Origin of the sequence: Modestobacter sp. VKM Ac-2979 (genome assembly GCF_026967995.1) — a bacterium.
Taxonomy (GTDB): domain Bacteria; phylum Actinomycetota; class Actinomycetes; order Mycobacteriales; family Geodermatophilaceae; genus Modestobacter.
The window spans coordinates 198,873-215,869 of sequence record NZ_JAPVBO010000006.1; the positions used below are offsets into that span (position 1 = coordinate 198,873).

8 protein-coding genes and 1 pseudogene are annotated in these 16,997 nt (G+C 74.3%); 4 read left to right on the forward strand and 5 right to left on the reverse strand.

Going from position 1 to position 16,997, the window contains the following annotated elements; genetic code table 11:
• Positions 1–7 precede the first annotated feature (7 nt).
• From O2W15_RS18265 to O2W15_RS18275, 3 genes are all read right to left on the reverse strand, one after another.
• Complete coding sequence (locus O2W15_RS18265; RefSeq protein ID WP_269180411.1) at positions 8–2,632, reverse strand: diguanylate cyclase domain-containing protein; 2,625 nt, start codon at positions 2,630–2,632, stop codon at positions 8–10.
• On the reverse strand, positions 2,629–5,268 hold the full coding sequence (locus O2W15_RS18270; protein WP_269180412.1) for a putative bifunctional diguanylate cyclase/phosphodiesterase: 2,640 nt from the start codon (positions 5,266–5,268) through the stop codon (positions 2,629–2,631). The genes O2W15_RS18265 and O2W15_RS18270 overlap by 4 nt, the downstream gene beginning before the upstream one ends.
• Before the next feature lie 148 nt (positions 5,269–5,416).
• The gene (locus O2W15_RS18275; RefSeq protein WP_269180413.1) at positions 5,417–5,704 is read right to left on the reverse strand and encodes a hypothetical protein; all 288 of its coding nucleotides are present in this window, start codon (positions 5,702–5,704) and stop codon (positions 5,417–5,419) included.
• Between the two features lie 114 nt (positions 5,705–5,818).
• On the opposite strand from O2W15_RS18275, the pseudogene fdh reads away from it, so the two are divergent.
• From fdh to nrfD, 3 genes and pseudogenes are all read left to right on the forward strand, one after another.
• A pseudogene (gene fdh / locus O2W15_RS18280) lies at positions 5,819–9,157 on the forward strand (formate dehydrogenase).
• Positions 9,158–9,188: 31 nt separating this feature from the next.
• A complete protein-coding gene (locus O2W15_RS18285) occupies positions 9,189–10,319 on the forward strand; it encodes a 4Fe-4S dicluster domain-containing protein (protein ID WP_269180414.1) in 1,131 nt (376 codons plus the stop codon).
• Complete coding sequence (gene nrfD / locus O2W15_RS18290; protein WP_269161175.1) at positions 10,316–11,416, forward strand: NrfD/PsrC family molybdoenzyme membrane anchor subunit; 1,101 nt, start codon at positions 10,316–10,318, stop codon at positions 11,414–11,416. The genes O2W15_RS18285 and nrfD overlap by 4 nt, the downstream gene beginning before the upstream one ends.
• A gap of 1,880 nt (positions 11,417–13,296) precedes the next feature.
• Here nrfD and O2W15_RS18295 read toward each other — a convergent pair.
• Positions 13,297–13,854, reverse strand: coding sequence for a diguanylate cyclase domain-containing protein (locus O2W15_RS18295; RefSeq protein ID WP_269180415.1), 558 nt, complete (start codon positions 13,852–13,854; stop codon positions 13,297–13,299).
• 68 nt (positions 13,855–13,922) lie between these two features.
• On the reverse strand, positions 13,923–14,912 hold the full coding sequence (locus O2W15_RS18300; RefSeq protein WP_269180416.1) for a hypothetical protein: 990 nt from the start codon (positions 14,910–14,912) through the stop codon (positions 13,923–13,925).
• 501 nt (positions 14,913–15,413) lie between these two features.
• Between O2W15_RS18300 and O2W15_RS18305 the strand changes: the two genes are divergently transcribed.
• Positions 15,414–16,952: a sugar transferase gene (locus O2W15_RS18305; protein ID WP_269180417.1), complete on the forward strand. Its 1,539-nt coding sequence runs from the start codon at positions 15,414–15,416 to the stop codon at positions 16,950–16,952.
• The last annotated feature ends 45 nt before the right edge of the window (positions 16,953–16,997 follow it).

Consider the following 16,997-nt stretch of genomic DNA (forward strand, 5'->3'; position numbering starts at 1 on the left):
CCGGTCATCACACCCCGGCACGCGCTCGCGGCGGCGGCGCGGGGGTGGACAGGGGCGCGACCACCGCGCCCTCGGGGCGGCGCAGCAGGGCGGCCACCTCGGCGGCGGTCAGGCCGGTCGGCAGCGCCGGGCCGGAGACGGCGACCACGCCCTGCACGCGCAGCTCGTGGAGCAGCTGCGGGGAGGTGATCTCCTTGGCGACGGTGGACACCTCGAAGTCGCGGGCGCTGCGGCCGATCGCGCCCAGCAGCTCGAGGGTCCGGTCGTGGTTGTCGCCGGACGACAGGTTGCGGACGTCGACCATCACCACCTCCAGGGGCAGCCGGGCGAGCTGCGACCACAGGGTGGAGCCCATGCCGTAGTCGTCCAGCCCGAGCCGGACGCCGGTCCGGTGCACGGCGTGCAGCGCGGGGGTGAGTGCCGCGGAGGAGGTCTGCAGCACCTCCTCGGTGACGAAGAGGGTGAGCCGGGGAGGCGCCAGGCCGGCCCCGGCCAGCGCGATGGCCACCTCGCCGGGCAGCTCGTCGGCGTGCACCAGCCCCGCGGGCAGGTCGACGGCGACCAGCAGCTGGTCGTCGAGGGCGGCCACGTCGGCGCAGGCGCGGGTGATCAGCCACTGCTGCAGGGTCGCGGTGCAGCCCTGCCGTTCGGCGGCGGCCCACAGCTCCGCGGCGGGCAGCGCGCCGAGCTCGGGGTGCACCCACACGGGCTGGGCGTGCAACGCAGCGAGGATGCCGGTGTCGCCGTTGGCGATGGTGTCGAAGCGGAGCTGGACCTCCCCGTCGGCCAGGGCGGTGGCGACGGAGCTGCTGGCCGCGGCCTGCGCCACCCGGTCGTCGCTGTGCATCCGCCAGCAGCCCTTGCCGGCCCGCTTGGCGGCGCCGAGGGCGGCGTCGGCCTGGCGGAAGGCGAGCTGGCCGCCCCCGGGGTGCACCCGGCAGAGGCCCACGCTGGCGCCGACGGTGAAGGTGCGGTTGCCGATCCGGCAGGGCCGGGCGAGCGCGTCGAGCACCCGCTGGGCGGCCTCGACGGCGGCGTCCTCGGCCCCGGTCAACAGCACGGCGAACTCGTCGCCGCCGAGGCGGGCGACCAGGTCGTCGGCGCGCAGCAGGCCCTGCAGCCGGCGGGCGACCTCGACCAGCAGCAGGTCGCCGGCCTCGTGGCCGGCGGAGTCGTTGACCGCCTTGAAGCCGTCGAGGTCCAGCACCAGCAGGCACCGCTGGTCGGCGGTCGCCGACCCGGCGGCCATCTCCTGGAACAGCAGTGCGCGGTTGGGCAGCCGGGTGAGGTGGTCGGTGAACGCCATCCGCTCCAGCTCCCGCTCGCGGCGTCGCCGGGTGGTCACGTCCCGCAGGTGGAGCACCCGGCGTCCGCTGCCGGGCCGCTCGTGGTGGGTGACCTCCAGCTCGCGCGGCTCGCCCTCGGCGTCGCGCAGCCGCAGGTGCACCGAGGGGGTCCCCCCGCCGGGCGCGGCGGTCAGCTCGCGGCGGACGCGGGCGCGGTCCTCCTCGTGCAGCAGGTCCAGCAGCAGCGGGTGCAGGTCGGCCTGGACGATCCCGAGCAGGGTCCGGGCCGCGGGGGAGGTGAACTCCAGCCGGAGCTCGGCGTCCACGATGGCCACGCCGTCCGAGCTGGCCTCGACCAGGCCGCGGAAGTCGTCCTCGCTGCGGAGCAGGTCCTCCTCGATGCGGTCGCTGTCCCGGATGCGCATGAACAGCCGGAGCAGGAGCAGCAGGACGACGACGGCGGTGCAGGCGAGCGCTCCGTCGGGGACCCGGAGGTCCAGCAGGAGGGCGGTCACCAGGGTGATCGGCACCCCGACCAGCGCCAGGACGTCGATGACCAGGCCGGCGGAGTTCACGGTCGGGGTGGAGTCGGCGGCGGAGGACCGGCCCGGGACGGCGCTGGCCAGCTGGACGGCGTGGACACCGACGACCAGTGCGCCGGCGATCGCCGCGTCGGCCGCGGCGGCCCAGGGCGTGCTCGGCTGCACGATGTGCACGGCCAGCAGCGCCGAGGCCAGCCCCAGCAGCCCGGTCATGAGGATCATCGCGGTCGCCGGACGCCGGACGGCCGCGGTCGACACCGTGCACAGGGCCCCGACGACGCCCACGGCCACCGCGGGGTAGATGCCGTAGGCGAGCACCAGGGGCAGCAGGTCGGGTTCGATCGCGCCCGGGGTCAGTGCCGGGGCGAGCACCAGCACATCGGCGACGATGACCAGGGCGACGGTGACCAGCACCCCGTCGATCACCAGGATCGGCCAGCGGGTGCGGCGGACCCGGCCGCCGATCAGCGCGGCGCTGACCGTCGGCCCGAGGGCCGCGGTGAGCACGAGCAGGTCACCGAAGCCCAGCCGGCCGAGCGCACCGACGCCCAGCCCGGTGACCAGGCTGGCGCAGGCGAAGAGCAGGGAGCTGGCACCCAGGACCTGCCAGGGCAGCCGGTCGCGGACGTCCATCCCACGAGTGAGCCGGGCGCAGCGCCAGGCCGCCCACCCGCCGAGCACGGCCAGCACCAGGTTGTCCCACTGCGGCACGGCCCCGTGCGGACTGGCCGGCACGGTGATCCCCAGGGCGACGAGCGCGCCGAGCAGCACCAGGGTCAGCGGTGCCCGCCGGACCTGGTTCACCTCGGCAGTCCGTCGTCCGCGGCCCGGGGCAGCCCCGAGGCCGAGGTGGGCAGCGGCGCCCCGCCCAGCCCCGGGAGCTGGGCGGTCAGCGCGGCCCGGTCCAGCGGCCGGGCCAGCAGGTAGCCCTGGATGAACCGGTGGCCCATGTCGCGCAGCAGCTGCAGCTCGGTCGCCGTCTCGACGCCCTCCACGACCACGACCAGGCCCAGGCTGGTGCCCAGGTGCAGGACGGAGCTGCACAGTGCTCGGCGCTGCGGGTCGGTCTCGACGTCGGCGAGGAACTGCCGGTCCATCTTCAGCACGTCGATCGGCAGGCCGACGAGGTAGGCCAGCGAGGACCAGCCGGTGCCGAAGTCGTCGACGGCGATCCGGACGCCCAGCCGCCGCAGGGCGGCCAGGTCGTCGGTCACGTGCTCGTCGTCCAGCAGCACCGACTCGGTGATCTCCAGGACCAGCCGGGAGGCGGACAGCCCACTGGACCCCAGGGCCTGGAGCACGTCGGAGACCAGCTCGCCGCTGCGGACGTGCCGCGCCGAGACGTTGACCGCCACCGCCAGGTCCTGGTGCGGGAGTGCGGCGACCGTGGCGGTGGCCTCGGCGAGCACCCACCGACCCAGTTCGGTGATCAGCGCCGACTCCTCGGCCAGCGGCACGAACTCCGCCGGCGACACCTCCCCGTACACGGGGTGCCGCCAGCGCAGCAGCGCCTCGACCGAGACGGTGCGGTGCAGCGCCAGGTCGACGACCGGCTGGTAGACCAGCCGCAGCTGACCCTCGGCGAGGGCCCGGTCCAGGTCGGTGCGCAGCGTCTCCCCACGCTGCTGGGTGATCCGGAGGGCGTCGGAGTGCCGGCGGACCCGGCCGGGACCGGCGGCGCGGGCGCTGCGCAGCGCCAGGTCGCCCCCGCGCAGCGCCTCCCCGGCGTCCGCGTCGGCGTCCACGGGCGTGACGCCGGCCGCGGCGGTCAGCCGCAGGGTGCCGTTGCCGGTGGCGACCGGCTCGACGGCGGCGACCAGCCGGCCGGCGATCACCTCGGCGTCGGCCACCGTGCCGGAGACGAGGACGGCGAACTCGCTCACCCCGGAGCGGGCCAGCCAGTCGTCGCCGCGCAGGGCACGGGCGAACCGGGTGGTCAGCTCGCGCAGCACCGCGACGTCGTCGCCGGCGGGCAGCCCGTCGACGCCCAGCACGATGAGCGAGGCGCTGCCGGCCGACGGGGCGCGGAGGGTGGCGGCGAGCCGCTGGGTCAGGGCCGAGCGGTTGGGCAGGCCGGTCGCCGGGTCGCTCGTGCTGAAGGTGACCACGGGCTCGGCCGGCTGCGGTGCACTGGCGCTGACGTCCCGGCAGTAGAGCACCAGGGCTCCCACGTCGGGGTCGCCGCGGAGGTCGCGGACCTGGGACTGGATCAGTCGCCACCGGCCGTCGAGGTGCCGCACCCGCGCCGTCCGGGTCTTGGTCTCCGAGGCGTCCCCGGAGGTGGAGTTCAGGGCGGCGACCAGGCCCGGGGCGTCGTCGGGGTGGACGGCGGCGGCGATCGAGGAACCGACGATGCGCTGGGGGTCCAGGCCGAGCAGCGCGGTGATGGCGGGGGAGACCCACTGCACCTGCAGCTGGTCGTCGAGGATCAGCACCGGGTCGGCGCTGCCGCGCACCAGCGTGCGGAAGTAGGCCTCGCTGCGCTGCAGTTCGGTGGTCAGCCGCTGCTGGGTGCGCCAGGACACCACCTGGTGGGCCAGCAGGGCGCCCAGCCCGAGCACGCCGAGCGTCGTCCCGAAGATGGTGAGGGTCCCGGTGACCGGGACGCTGAGCAGCAGCAGCGAGCCGCCGGCCAGTGCGGTGGCGTGCGGCAGCATGGCGCCGAGGGTGGAACCGTCTGCACCCCTGCGGTCGGCGGTGGGCTGCGGTCGGTCGGCGTGGCAGGCGACCACGAGCAGGCCCAACCCGAGGACGCTCAGCCCGCAGGCCAGGTACTGGACGAGGCCCGGCCCCGATGCGAGGGAGGAGCAGGCGCCGGCCAGTGCGGTGGCGACCTGGGAGGCGAACAGCAGCCAGCCGACCGGACGCTGGGCGGCGGGGCAGACCGCGATGAGGACCAGCGAGAAGCCGGTGCCGAGGGCGATGCTGGCCAGCAGGGCGAAGAGCGCGACCGTCTCCGACAGGGGCAGCACGCCGTCCCGGGCGATGGTCAGGTGGTAGAGCGTGTGCACGGTCAGCAGGTCGGCGATCACGAAGAGCGCGAACATCGTGGCGACCTGCGCCCGGGCGGCCCGGAGCGACGCGCGGTCGAGCATCCGCAGGATCGCCACGACCACCAGCAGCTGACCGGGGACGCTGCCCAGGGCGGTCTGCCCCCACGGCAGCACCGACGCGGCGGCCATGGCACCGCCGGCGCCCACGGCGACCGAGGCCGTGTACCAGCGCCAGCCGGCCGGGTGGGCGCTCCGGCGCCCGGTGCGGGTGAGGAGGACGAGCGCACCGAGGACGGCGAGGAAGTTGACCGTCACCGCGACGGTGACGGCGGTCCGTCCGGGCAGCAGCCCGGCGGACAGGGTGGCGCAGGCCGCCAGGACGGCGAGCAGGAGTGGCCGGCTGAGCGTGCGGACGGCGGCCGGGCCGCTCCGCGTCGGAGCGGCCATGGCCCGCATGGGTGCGGCGAGGGCTCCGGAGGTCACGGATCAGTTGTCGGACCGCGCGCGGCCGGACTGCACCAGTGGCCGACGCCACTCACCCGAAGGGGCGGGGGCGGAGGGGTGAGGGGGAGGACGCCCGCTCAGTCGGGCCGGTTCACCAGCGCAGGGGCTGGGTCGCCCGGGAGTCGGCGGTGCGGCAGACCCGGCAGTGACCCCAGGTGGCGATCCGCACGTGGCTGCTGGGCTCACCGCACTCGGGGCACTCCACCATGCCCTCGGTGCCGGGCTGGGCCTCGCCGACGGACGGGGCCTCGCCGGCGTGCCGGGCGTGGACGGCGGTGTCGCCGGCACACGGGCAGTCGAGGTGGGTTTCGGAGCGGCGTGCGTGGTCGGTTGCGATGGGGCGCCTCCTCGTGTCCCCGACGACGCTACTCAGCTGCACCAGCCCCTCGTGCTGCGTCGTCCTCCCGGAGGCGGGCCCGGCGGGTACGAACGGGTGAGACCCGCCGGAGGGCTGGGCGCGCGAACGGCGCCTCCGGGTGGCAAGCTCGTCGGGGTGAAGACGTGGCTGGATGCATGGCCGGTGTTCCGGCAGCTGACGGGTCCTGACCCGCTGGGGCGTGGCAAGGCCGCGCGCAGCAAGGCGACAGAGCAGGTGGTCAGCCGCACGGCCACCGCCGACAGGGTGGTGCAGTCGGTCTGTCCGTACTGCGCGGTGGGCTGCGGCCAGCGGGTGTTCGTCAAGGACGAGCAGGTCGTGCAGATCGAGGGCGACCCGGACTCGCCGATCAGCCGCGGCCGGCTCTGCCCCAAGGGCAGCGCCAGCAAGCAGCTGGTCACGAGCCCGAGCCGGGTCACCACGGTCAAGTACCGCCGTCCGCACGGGACGGAGTGGGAGGACCTCGACCTGGACACGGCGATGGACATGATCGCCGACCGGGTGCTGGACGCCCGCCGCAAGGGCTGGCAGGACGAGGTCGACGGGCACCCGGTGAACCGCACGCTGGGCATCGCGAGCCTCGGCGGGGCGACCCTCGACAACGAGGAGAACTACCTGATGAAGAAGCTGTACAGCGCCATGGGCGCTGTACAGATCGAGAACCAGGCCCGCATATAGCACTCCGCGACGGTCCCCGGTCTGGGGACCTCGTTCGGTCGTGGCGGCGCCACGAACTTCCAGCAGGACCTGGTGAACTCCGATTGCATCGTGATCGAGGGTTCGAACATGGCCGAGTGCCACCCGGTCGGCTTCCAGTGGGTCATGGAGGCCAAGGCGCGGGGCGCGAAGGTCATCCACATCGACCCGCGGTTCACCCGCACCAGCGCGCTGGCCGACCTGCACGTGCCGCTGCGCGCGGGCACCGACATCGCGTTCCTCGGTGGGCTGGTCAAGTACGTCCTGGACAACGACCTGGACTTCCGCGAGTACGTCGTCGCCTACACGAACGCGGCGGCGATCCTGCGTGAGGACTTCCAGGACACCGAGGACCTCGACGGCCTGTTCTCCGGCTTCGACCCCGAGACCGGGCAGTACGACGAGACCACCTGGCAGTACGAGGGCGTCAACGTGCCGGCCTCGGCCGGCCAGCGCTCGCCGAGCCAGCCCGGCGGGTCGGCCTTCCGTTCCGACGAGGGCGACCGGCCCGACGACGCAGCGGACGACGGCACCGACGACGAGACCGAGGGCGTCAAGGAGGCCGACCAGCAGCAGGGTGCACAGGGCTCGGCCGACATCCACGGCAAGCCGATGCGGGACGAGACGCTGCAGCACCCCCGCTGCGTCTTCCAGGTGCTCAAGCGGCACTACGCCCGCTACACCCCGGAGATGGTCGCCGACATCTGCGGCATCGAGCCCGAGGTCTTCCTCAAGGTCGCCGAGTGGGTCACCGCGAACAGCAACCGCGAGCGGACGACGGCGTGGGTCTACTCGGTGGGCTGGACGCACCACACGGTGGGCGTGCAGTACATCCGGACCGCGGGCATCCTGCAGGCGCTGCTGGGCAACATGGGCCGTCCGGGAGGCGGGATCCTGGCGCTGCGCGGGCACGCCAGCATCCAGGGCTCCACCGACATCCCGACGCTGTTCAACATCCTGCCCGGCTACATCCCGATGCCCCACGCCCAGCAGCACACCGACCTGGACAGCTTCTGTGCCTCCAGCGACGACCGGGTGGGCTTCTGGGGGAACATGCGCGCGTACACCACGAGCATGCTGAAGTCCTGGTGGGGCGACGCGGCGACGGCGGAGAACGACTTCGCGTTCAACTACCTGCCCAAGATCACCGGCGACCACGGCACGTACACCACTGTCGCCGACATGATCCAGGGCAACGTGCCCGGCTACTTCCTGGTGGGCGAGAACCCCGCGGTGGGCAGCGCCAACGGGCGCATGCAGCGCTTCGGGCTGGCCAACCTGGAGTGGCTGGTCGTCCGCGACCTGCAGATGATCGAGTCGGCGACGTTCTGGAAGACCGCCCCGGAGATCGAGACCGGGGAGCTGGTCACCGAGGACATCGCCACCGAGGTCTTCTTCATGCCCGCGGCCACGCACGTGGAGAAGGAGGGCACCTTCACCCAGACGCAGCGGCTGCTGCAGTGGCGGCACAAGGCGGTCGAGCCGCCGGTCGACTGCCGCAGCGACCTGTGGTTCTACTTCCACCTGGGCCGCAGGCTGCGGGAGAAGCTGGCCGGGTCGACCGACCCGCGGGACCGTCCGCTGCTGGACCTCACCTGGGACTACCCGACGCACGGTGAGCACGACGAGCCCAGCGCCGACGCCGTCCTGCGGGAGATCAACGGCTCGGGTCCGGACGGCGAGATGCTCTCGACGTACCTGGACATGAAGGACGACGGCTCGACCACCGGCGGTTGCTGGATCTACACCGGTGTCTACGCCGACGGGGTCAACCAGGCCGCCCGGCGCAAGCCCGGCCGCGAGCAGGACTGGGTCGCCGCCGAGTGGGGCTGGGCCTGGCCGTCGAACCGCCGGGTGCTCTACAACCGCGCCTCGGCCGACCCGAGCGGCAAGCCGTGGAGCGAGCGGAAGGCCTTCGTCTGGTGGGACGAGGAGGCAGGGGAGGACGGAGCCGGCCGCTGGGTCGGTCATGACGTCCCCGACTTCGAGGCGACCAAGCGACCGGACTACGTCCCGCCGGAGGGTGCGGTGGCGCAGGCCGGGATCGGCGGTGCCGACCCGTTCGTCATGCAGGCCGACGGCAAGGCGTGGCTCTACGTGCCGGCCGGGCTGGCCGACGGCCCGATGCCGGCGCACTACGAGCCGGCCGAGTCGCCGGTGGAGAACGCGCTGTACGGCCAGCAGGCCAACCCGGGCCGGGAGGAGATCCAGGGGGCGTGGAACCGGGGCAACCCGCCGCGCAGCGAGGTCTACCCCTTCGCGATGATCACCTACCGGCTGACCGAGCACCACACCGCCGGGGCGATGAGCCGCACGCTGCCCTACCTGTCGGAGCTGCAGCCGGAGTTCTTCGTCGAGGTCAGCCCGCAGCTGGCCGAGCTGCGCGGGCTCGAGAGCGGCGGGTGGGCCACGCTGATCAGCGCCCGGACGGCGATCGAGGCCAAGGTGCTGGTCACCGAGCGGATGCGGCCGATGCGGCTCAAGGGCGGCCAGGTCGTCGAGCAGATCGGGATCCCGTACCACTGGGGCGAGCAGGGGTTGTCCACCGGCGACTCCGCCAACGACCTGTTCGGCGTGGTGATGGACCCCAACGTGCACATCCAGGAGACCAAGGTCGCCACCTGCGACATCCAGCCCGGGCGGCGTCCGCGCGGCAAGGAGCTGGTGCAGTTCGTGGAGGACCACCGGATCCGGGCGGGCGTGCAGTCGGGCCTGGTCCCCAGCGGCGGCCGGGCACCGATCGAGGAGGGGACGAGCTGATGCGGCTCGACCCGATGGAAGAGGAGCGCTCGTGACGACCGTCAGCTCGGCGAGCCCGGCGCTCACCGGCAACGACCCGGCCAACCGGCTCTACGGCCCGCTGCCCGATGTGAGCGGGGAGGCCGGTTACGAGGAGGACCACCCCGCGCGGGTGGGCTTCTTCACCGACACCTCGGTCTGCATCGGCTGCAAGGCCTGCGAGGTCGCCTGCAAGGAGTGGAACACGCTCCCGATGGACGACGCGGACGGCAACCGCGACGTCATGGGCCTGACGGCTCAGTCCTACGACAACACCGGCATGCTCGGGGCCAACTCCTGGCGGCACGTGGCGTTCGTCGAGCAGAGCCGGGCCGTCGACCTCCCCATGCCGGGGGTCGGGCTGCCGGGCGCCGGTGGCGCGGGCGCCGCCGCACCCGCGGCCGGCTGCGGCAGCAGCGGCGGGGGCTGCGGGAGTGGCTCGGGTGACCCGCACGCCGTCTCGGCCGGCGGCAACGCCGACGGGGTGGGCATGGCCCAGTCCAGCGTGCTGAACGCCGAGGCGCTCAGCGAGTTCGACCCGCAGACCGGTCAGTCCGGCGACCGGGAGATCCGCTGGCTGATGTCCTCGGACGTGTGCAAGCACTGCACGCACGCCGGGTGCCTGGACGTCTGCCCGACCGGGGCGTTGTTCCGCACCGAGTTCGGCACCGTGGTCGTGCAGGGCGACATCTGCAACGGCTGCGGCTACTGCGTGCCGGCCTGCCCCTACGGCGTGATCGACCAGCGCAAGGACGACGGCCGGGTCTTCAAGTGCACGATGTGCTACGACCGGCTCACCGACGGGCTGCAGCCTGCCTGCGCGACGGCCTGCCCCACCCAGTCGATCCAGTTCGGCGACCTGGACGAGCTCCAGGCCCGGGCCGATGCTCGGCTGGCGACGCTCAAGGAGCAGGGCGTGGAGACCGCGCGGCTCTACGGGCGGGACGAGGAGGACGGCGTCGGCGGTGCGGGCGCGTTCTTCCTGCTGCTCGACGAGCCGGAGGTCTACGGGCTCCCGCCGGACCCGATCGTCACCACCCGGGACCTGCCGTCGATGTGGAAGCACGCCGTCGGCGGCGCGGCCATGGTGGTCGGGTTCGCGCTCTCCGCCGTCCTGGGCTCACGTAAGGGGCTGCGCCGATGACCGAGGGACTGGTGACGCCGGGCGCCGGCTGGCGGCGGGCTGACGGCCCCCCGGCGCAGGCGCGGGAGAAGAAGCGGCGCAAGGGCGGCCGCCGCGGCGGTGGCCGGGACGGCGACCCGACCGTCGACGAGGCCGAGTTCACCTCGTACTACGGCCGGCCGATCATCAAGCCGCCGGTGTGGAAGACCCCGGACGTGCCGCTGTACCTGTTCCTGGGTGGCGCCGCGGGTTCGTCGGCGGTGCTCGGCGCGATCGCCGACGTGACCGGTCGCCCGGCGCTGACCCGGGCGGCGCACTACACCGCCGGTGGCGGGGCGTTGGCGTCGGTCGTCTGGCTGATCCACGACCTGGGGCGGCCGGCTCGGTTCCTGCACATGCTCCGGGTGATCAAGCCGACCTCGCCGCTGTCGGTGGGCTCCTACATCCTGGCGCCGTTCAGCGCCCTGACCGCGGCCACCGCGGGCCTCCAGCTGCTGGAGGCCTTCCCCGGTCTGCAGAAGTTCGGGCTGCGGCGGATCGCCGGCTGGTTCCCCGGGCTCCGGAAGGTCGTGGGCACCACGTCCGCCGTCTTCGGTGGCCCGATGACCACCTACACGGCGGTGCTGCTGGCCAACACCGCCGTGCCGTCATGGCACGAGCCGTACAAGGAGCTGCCCTTCGTCTTCGCCGGCTCCGGGATGGCCGCCGGCGGCGGGATCTGCATGGCGTTCACCCCGGTCGCCGAGGCGGGTCCGGCCCGGAAGATGGCTGTCGCCGGAGCGGCGGTCGAGCTGGCCGCGATGCACAAGGTCGAGCACGACCACGGCATCGTCGGCGAGCCGTACCAGCTGGGCAAGGCCGGCACGATGATGAAGGCCGCGAAGGCCTGCACCGCCAGCGGTGCGGGTCTCACCGTGGTGGCCGGCCGCACCCGGGTCGGTGCCGCGGTCTCCGGTGCGCTCCTGGCGGCCGGCTCGCTGCTCACCCGCTTCGGCGTCTTCGAGGCCGGCATGGCCAGCGCCCGGGACCCGAAGTACACGGTGGTCCCGCAGCGGGCCCGGATGGCTGCCCGCGAGGAGAAGAAGCGCGAGGACGAGGCCCGCTCCGTCACCCGCTGAGCGACCAGCTCCGACCGAACTGCCCCGTCCCACCGCTGGTGGTGCCGGGGCAGTTCGGCGTTCCGGGCACTGCGCACCCGAAGTCGCCCTCGGTGGCCAGGTGGCCGTCCGGCAGTCCTGTGCCGGACCGGACCGGGCCGGCTCCTAGGGTGCGGTGGGAGCCGCTGGAGGCCGAGGGGGAGTGACGTCGCCGGCCGCGGCCGCCGCGTCGTCCGGCTCGTCCGGCTCCGTCGGCGCCGGCTCCGTCGGCGCCGGCTCCGTGGGCGCCGGCTCCGTCGGCTCGGCCGGGTCGGTCGGGCTGGGCGTGGGGGTCGGCTCCGGGTCGGTCGGGGTCGGCGTGGGCACCGGGTCGGTCGGCGTCGGAGTCGGGGTCGGAGTAGGCGTCGGCGTCGGCTCGGGATCCGTCGGGCTGGGGGTCGGGGTGGGCCGCGGCGCGGTGGGGTCGGCCGGGTCCGACGGCGTCGGTGTCGGCGTCGGCACGGTGGTGCGGGTGACCCCGCCGGTCGGAGCGTCGCTCGCCGGCGGTGGGTCGTCGGGGACGGCCCCGGGCGGCACCGTCGGCCCGTCGCCGGGCGCATCGTCGGTCGAGGTCGCAGGCGGGGCGTTGGTCCGGCTCGACTCGGTGGCGGCCGTGGTGGGGTCGGGTGCCCGCCTGGTGGACCGGTCGCCGGTGTCGGTCGGCACCGCCCCGGACAGCACCGTCTCCCACTCGGGAACCGAGATGGGGGCCAGCCCGGACATCGCAGCGCCACGGTTCAGGGCCTCGAAGGTGGCCGGCACCTGGTCGGGATGTGCGACGAGGTCGGCTACGAGGGGGTCGGTGAAGCCCAGGCTGGTGCTGGAGCGGGCCAGGACCGGCGCGAGTGCGACGGCCGCGAGCGCCGTGAGCGCGAGGAGGCGCTGCGCACCCGGGCCCCGCCGCCCTGGCCGATCTGCCCCCCCGCGCGTCCACGACGGCCGCCTGCGGTGTGCGGTGGCACTGGGCACGACGCCGGCCCGGAGTGGCCTGACCGATCGGGACGGCTGGTGGGACGGCACCGAGACGAAGACGGTGACGGCGCCCCGGGCAGTTGCGGCGAGGGGCCCGTGGCCGGCGGTCCGCCGGGGCGCGCAGCCCGCCTGCGCCACGGCACCCGGCACCTGGGGGAGAGGAGCTCGGCCCGATGCGCGCCGCCGGCGCCCCGGGACGAGCTGCGTCTGCGGGGAGAGGCGGTGTACCGGCCCGCGGGTCTGGCCGAGGGGCATCGGCGCGCCGGTCGCGCTCGTGGGGCGGTACCGGGTGAGGGATGGGCCACCGGGGCGGCCGGCCGTGGGGCGGGAGGCGGGTCGGCGGCGCAGCCTCAGGGGGTGCACACCGGGGAGGTGGGCGCGCTGTACGGGGGTCAGCTCATGGCAGCGGTCCGGTGGCACGTGGGTGACGACGACGTGGAAGACGGCAGCAGCCAGCAGACCCACCACGGGCCATGCGACCAGCAGCCACCACCACGCCACGGAGTTCCCTCGTCTCGGCCGCTCTGCCCACGCTGGCAGCGTCCCCACGCCAAGGTTCGCCCGGTCGGACGTTCCCGTCAATCGCGGGTCTCACCAGGCCATCGGTCCGTTGGAGCGACCTGCCGACAGGGTCCTCGGCGGTGCCCCAGCGGGACGGTGACCCCTCCGATCCGAAGGGGCGTCACCGAGGTCCGGGAGACGAGCGCAGCGGAAGCCTAGGGGGCGTGACGGAGGGCCCCGGCGACGGGTGGGCGCCAGCACCGTCCGGGCCCGGTCGACCGGACACGTGGAGCTGCCCCGTGCCGCCGGGACACGGCGGCACGGGGCAGGTCTGGGGTGGTCGCCGATCGGCCACGTGCCCACCGCGCCGCTGCGGTGGACACGCGTCGTCAGCGGCGGGTGCCGCGGTAGCGGATGACCCGGCCGCCGCCGATGCTGCGCGCCGCGGTGAGGCACAGGGTGGCCCGGCGGTGCACCTCGCTGGGTGAGGTGTCCGGGGAGAGCCCGGCGATGCCGGCGCAGGCGGTGAGGCCGGGGACGCCGGTGCCGGCGACGACCTCGAGGAGCCGGTCGGTCGCGGTCTCGGCGTGGTGTGCCGCCGCGCCCAGCAGCACGGCGAACTCGGTGGGACCGGAGCGGGCCAGCCAGTCGTCGCCACGGACGTTGGCCGACAGCGCCGCAGCGACCTGGTCGAGGTGGTCGCCCGGCAGGGGCCAGCCGGTGTCCCGGCGGAGCAGTCCGACGAGCACCAGCGCAGCGGGGGAGACGTCCGCGGCGGCCGTCTGCTCGGCGATCCGGGCGAGCAACGTGGCCCGGGTGGGCAGCAGGGAGACGGCGGCGGCGTGGAGGCCCGGCAGTGACGAGACCTCGTCGGCGACCGGGGCGGCGGCGATCGGCATGACCGAGGTGTCGGCGTCCTGGACGGCCCGGTTGAGGTCCGCGGCCACCGGGGTGCCCCGTCGGAGGGAGCGGCCGCCGCCCGTGGCCGGGTCGAGTGGTCCGCCGCGGCCCCGGCTCAGGGACCGACGAGGGTGCCCACCCGCTCGATGAGCGCAGCGACGGTGCCGGCGGACGCCTCTGCTGTTGCCGAAGGCGACGGGGCCGCCGTGGTCGGTGCCGGCTCCGAGGGCTCCGGCGCGACCGTCGCCCCCGGCGCGCCGGTGGACGGCGCGGTCGGGCTCGGTGGCGGTGGGTCCTGGGTCAGGAAGGACTGGACGAGCGGCTCGTCGGTCGGCGGGGCGTCCGTGGTCTCCGGAGCCGGCAGGCCGCTCGTCCCGGGCGTGCTGTCGTCGGTCTGCCTCGCCCCGGTCTGCTCTGCGCCGGTCTGCTCTGCGCCGGTCTGCTCTGCGCCGGTCCGCTCTGCGCCGGTCCGCTCCGTGCCGGTCGGCGTCACACCGGTCGGCGCCGCGTCGGTCGGCACGGGTGTCACCGGGCGGGTGCCAGGCGGCGTCGGCTGTCCGGTCCCGGTGGGCGAGCCGGCGGACGCACTGCTGGCGGTGGGCGGACCAGGGGCCGGTTGATCGGCGCTGTCGGTGCCGGGCGCGGCAGCGTCGGACCGGGTGGCCGCGGCGTCCGCCGGGGCGGGGGCCGTGCCGTCGGGCTCCACTGAGCGTGCGCCGGAGTCGTCGGGAGCGGGGGGCACCACAGCCGGGCTGGGCGAGGCCGCGCCGGCCAGGACGCCGCCGGCGGTGATCGCCGCCAGTGTGTCGTCGGCCTGGTCGGGGTGGGCGGCGATCTCAGCGGCGACCGCGTCGTGCATGCCGAGGGCGGTGGTGGACCGGGCGAGCACCGGCGTCGCGGTGATCAGCAACAGGGTGGCGCCGGCGATGACCCGCTGGGGTGTCCGGCTGCGTCGGCGGCGGGCATCGGGGTGGGAGCTCGGCGCCTCATCCGCCGCGTGCCGGCGGCGCACCGGGGTCGGCGGCGCCGGGGTCGGCAGCGCGCTTTCGGCCGCCCGGAGCGGCGGGTCGGTGACGACCCGGTGCCGGCCGGTCTCGGGGGGCACTGGTGGCACCTGGACCTGGCGGTGCCGGCCGGAGGTCTCCGGGTCTGGTCGATCGGTCTGCACGTCCTGCGTTCCCCCCTCGCGCGTCGGCACGAGCCGACGGCAGCAAGGTAGTTGTCGTGGCACGCTGTGCCTAGACGACTACGGCGTGTCCGTATCGACACGCTGGGCGGGGCTGAGTCGGCGTCGGCGGCTCGGGAGCCCGGGCCCGACGTGCGCGACGGTCCGCCTGCAGTGACTCAATTCACCGCTGGTCGATACGCCAGGTATTCACACATGCCGCGTGTGTCCTTGCAGTGAGTAATGGTCGACTGACTGCACGTGCCCGAGTAATGGGCCCCACGCCGGGACCGGTCGAAGTTCCATTCTCTCGGGGTGCCGCTATTGCTACGACTTCGTTACCTTCACCCTGGCCGGTCGGACAGAGCAGTCGTCGGTCCGTCCAAGACATGGCTACGAGGTTGCGTTTCCCGTGGCGCCAGCCTCCCGGGGGTTCACTGCATGAGCATGATCGACGAGCGGAACAGCGCCGTCCGTCCTCGACGGAGCACGGCGTCCAAGCACCGGGCGCAGGAGCCGCGGCGCCGCACGTTCGCACGCTCCTGGCTGCGCGGTGAGGGCACCGTGGCCCGCCGGGCCTGGCGCGCCCAGTACGTCCGCCACATCGCGATCGGGGACGCGGCAGCGGCCGGGGTCGCCGCCACCGTCGGCTACCTGACCCGGTTCGGCCCCGAGGGGATGTCCGCAGGGCAGCAGGCGTCGGTCTGGATGGCGACGATCCTCCCCGTGGCGTGGGTGACCATCATGCTCGTCAGTCGCAGCTACGAGGAGCGCTTCCTGTGGGTGGGCCCGGAGGAGTTCCGTCGGGTCTTCTCCGCCGCCGTCCTGCTGCTCGCCACGGTCGGCACCGTCTCCTGGGCCTTCAAGCTCGAGCTCGCCCGTGGCTTCATCGTGGTCGCCCTGCCGCTGGCCACCGGGCTCTCACTGCTGCAGCGTTACCTGCAGCGGCAGTGGGTGCACCGCCGTCGCGCCGAGGGGCGCTTCCTGCAGACGGCGATCCTCGTCGGTCACCGCGGCGGGGTCACCGCACTGCACGCGCAGATCGACCGCGAGGCCTACCACGGCTACCGGGTGATCGGCTGCTGCCTCCCGGCCGGCCCGAAGGGGGAGTCCCCGGAGGCCTTCGACGGGCTGCCGGTGCTGGGCACCCTCGACGAGGTGGTCGACGTCGTCCACGCCTACGAGGTCGACACCGTCGCGGTGCTGCCCTCCCCGGAGCTGGACGGTCCGGCGCTGCGCCGGCTGGGCTGGGACCTGGAGAAGACCCGCGCCGAGCTGCTGCTGGCTCCCGCGGTCACCGAGATCGCCGGCCCCCGTGTGCGCATCCGCCCGGTGTGCGGGCTGCCGCTGCTGCACATGGAGCGGCCCGAGCTGCGCGGCGTCCGCCGGCTCACCAAGGAGTCCTTCGACCGCACGTCGGCGACGGTGGGGATCCTGCTCATCCTGCCGGTGCTCGCCGCCCTGGCCCTGGCGGTCGGGCTCACCAGCCGTGGCGGGGTGTTCTACCGGCAGGAGCGCGTCGGCCGGGACGGGCAGACCTTCGGGATGCTGAAGTTCCGCACCATGGTCGCCGGCGCCGACCGGATGGTGCCCGACCTGGCCGAGCAGAGCGACGGCAACGGCGTCCTGTTCAAGATGAAGGGCGACCCGCGGGTCACCCCGGTCGGCCGGGTGCTGCGCCGCTACTCCCTCGACGAGCTGCCGCAGCTGCTCAACGTGCTGCGCGGTGAGATGTCGCTGGTCGGGCCGCGCCCGCCGCTGCCCACCGAGGTCGAGCGCTACGGCTTCGACATGCACCGGCGCTTCCTGGTCAAGCCCGGGATCACCGGGCTGTGGCAGGTCAGCGGCCGCTCCGACCTCTCCTGGGACGACTCGGTGCGGATCGACGTCCGGTACGTGGAGAACTGGTCGCTGGCCTTCGACTTCATGATCCTGTGGAAGACCGTGGGTGCGGTCTTCCGCGGCTCCGGCGCCTACTGACCGACCGCCGCCGACCGGGGTGGGCCTGGGCTGCGCATGCAGCCT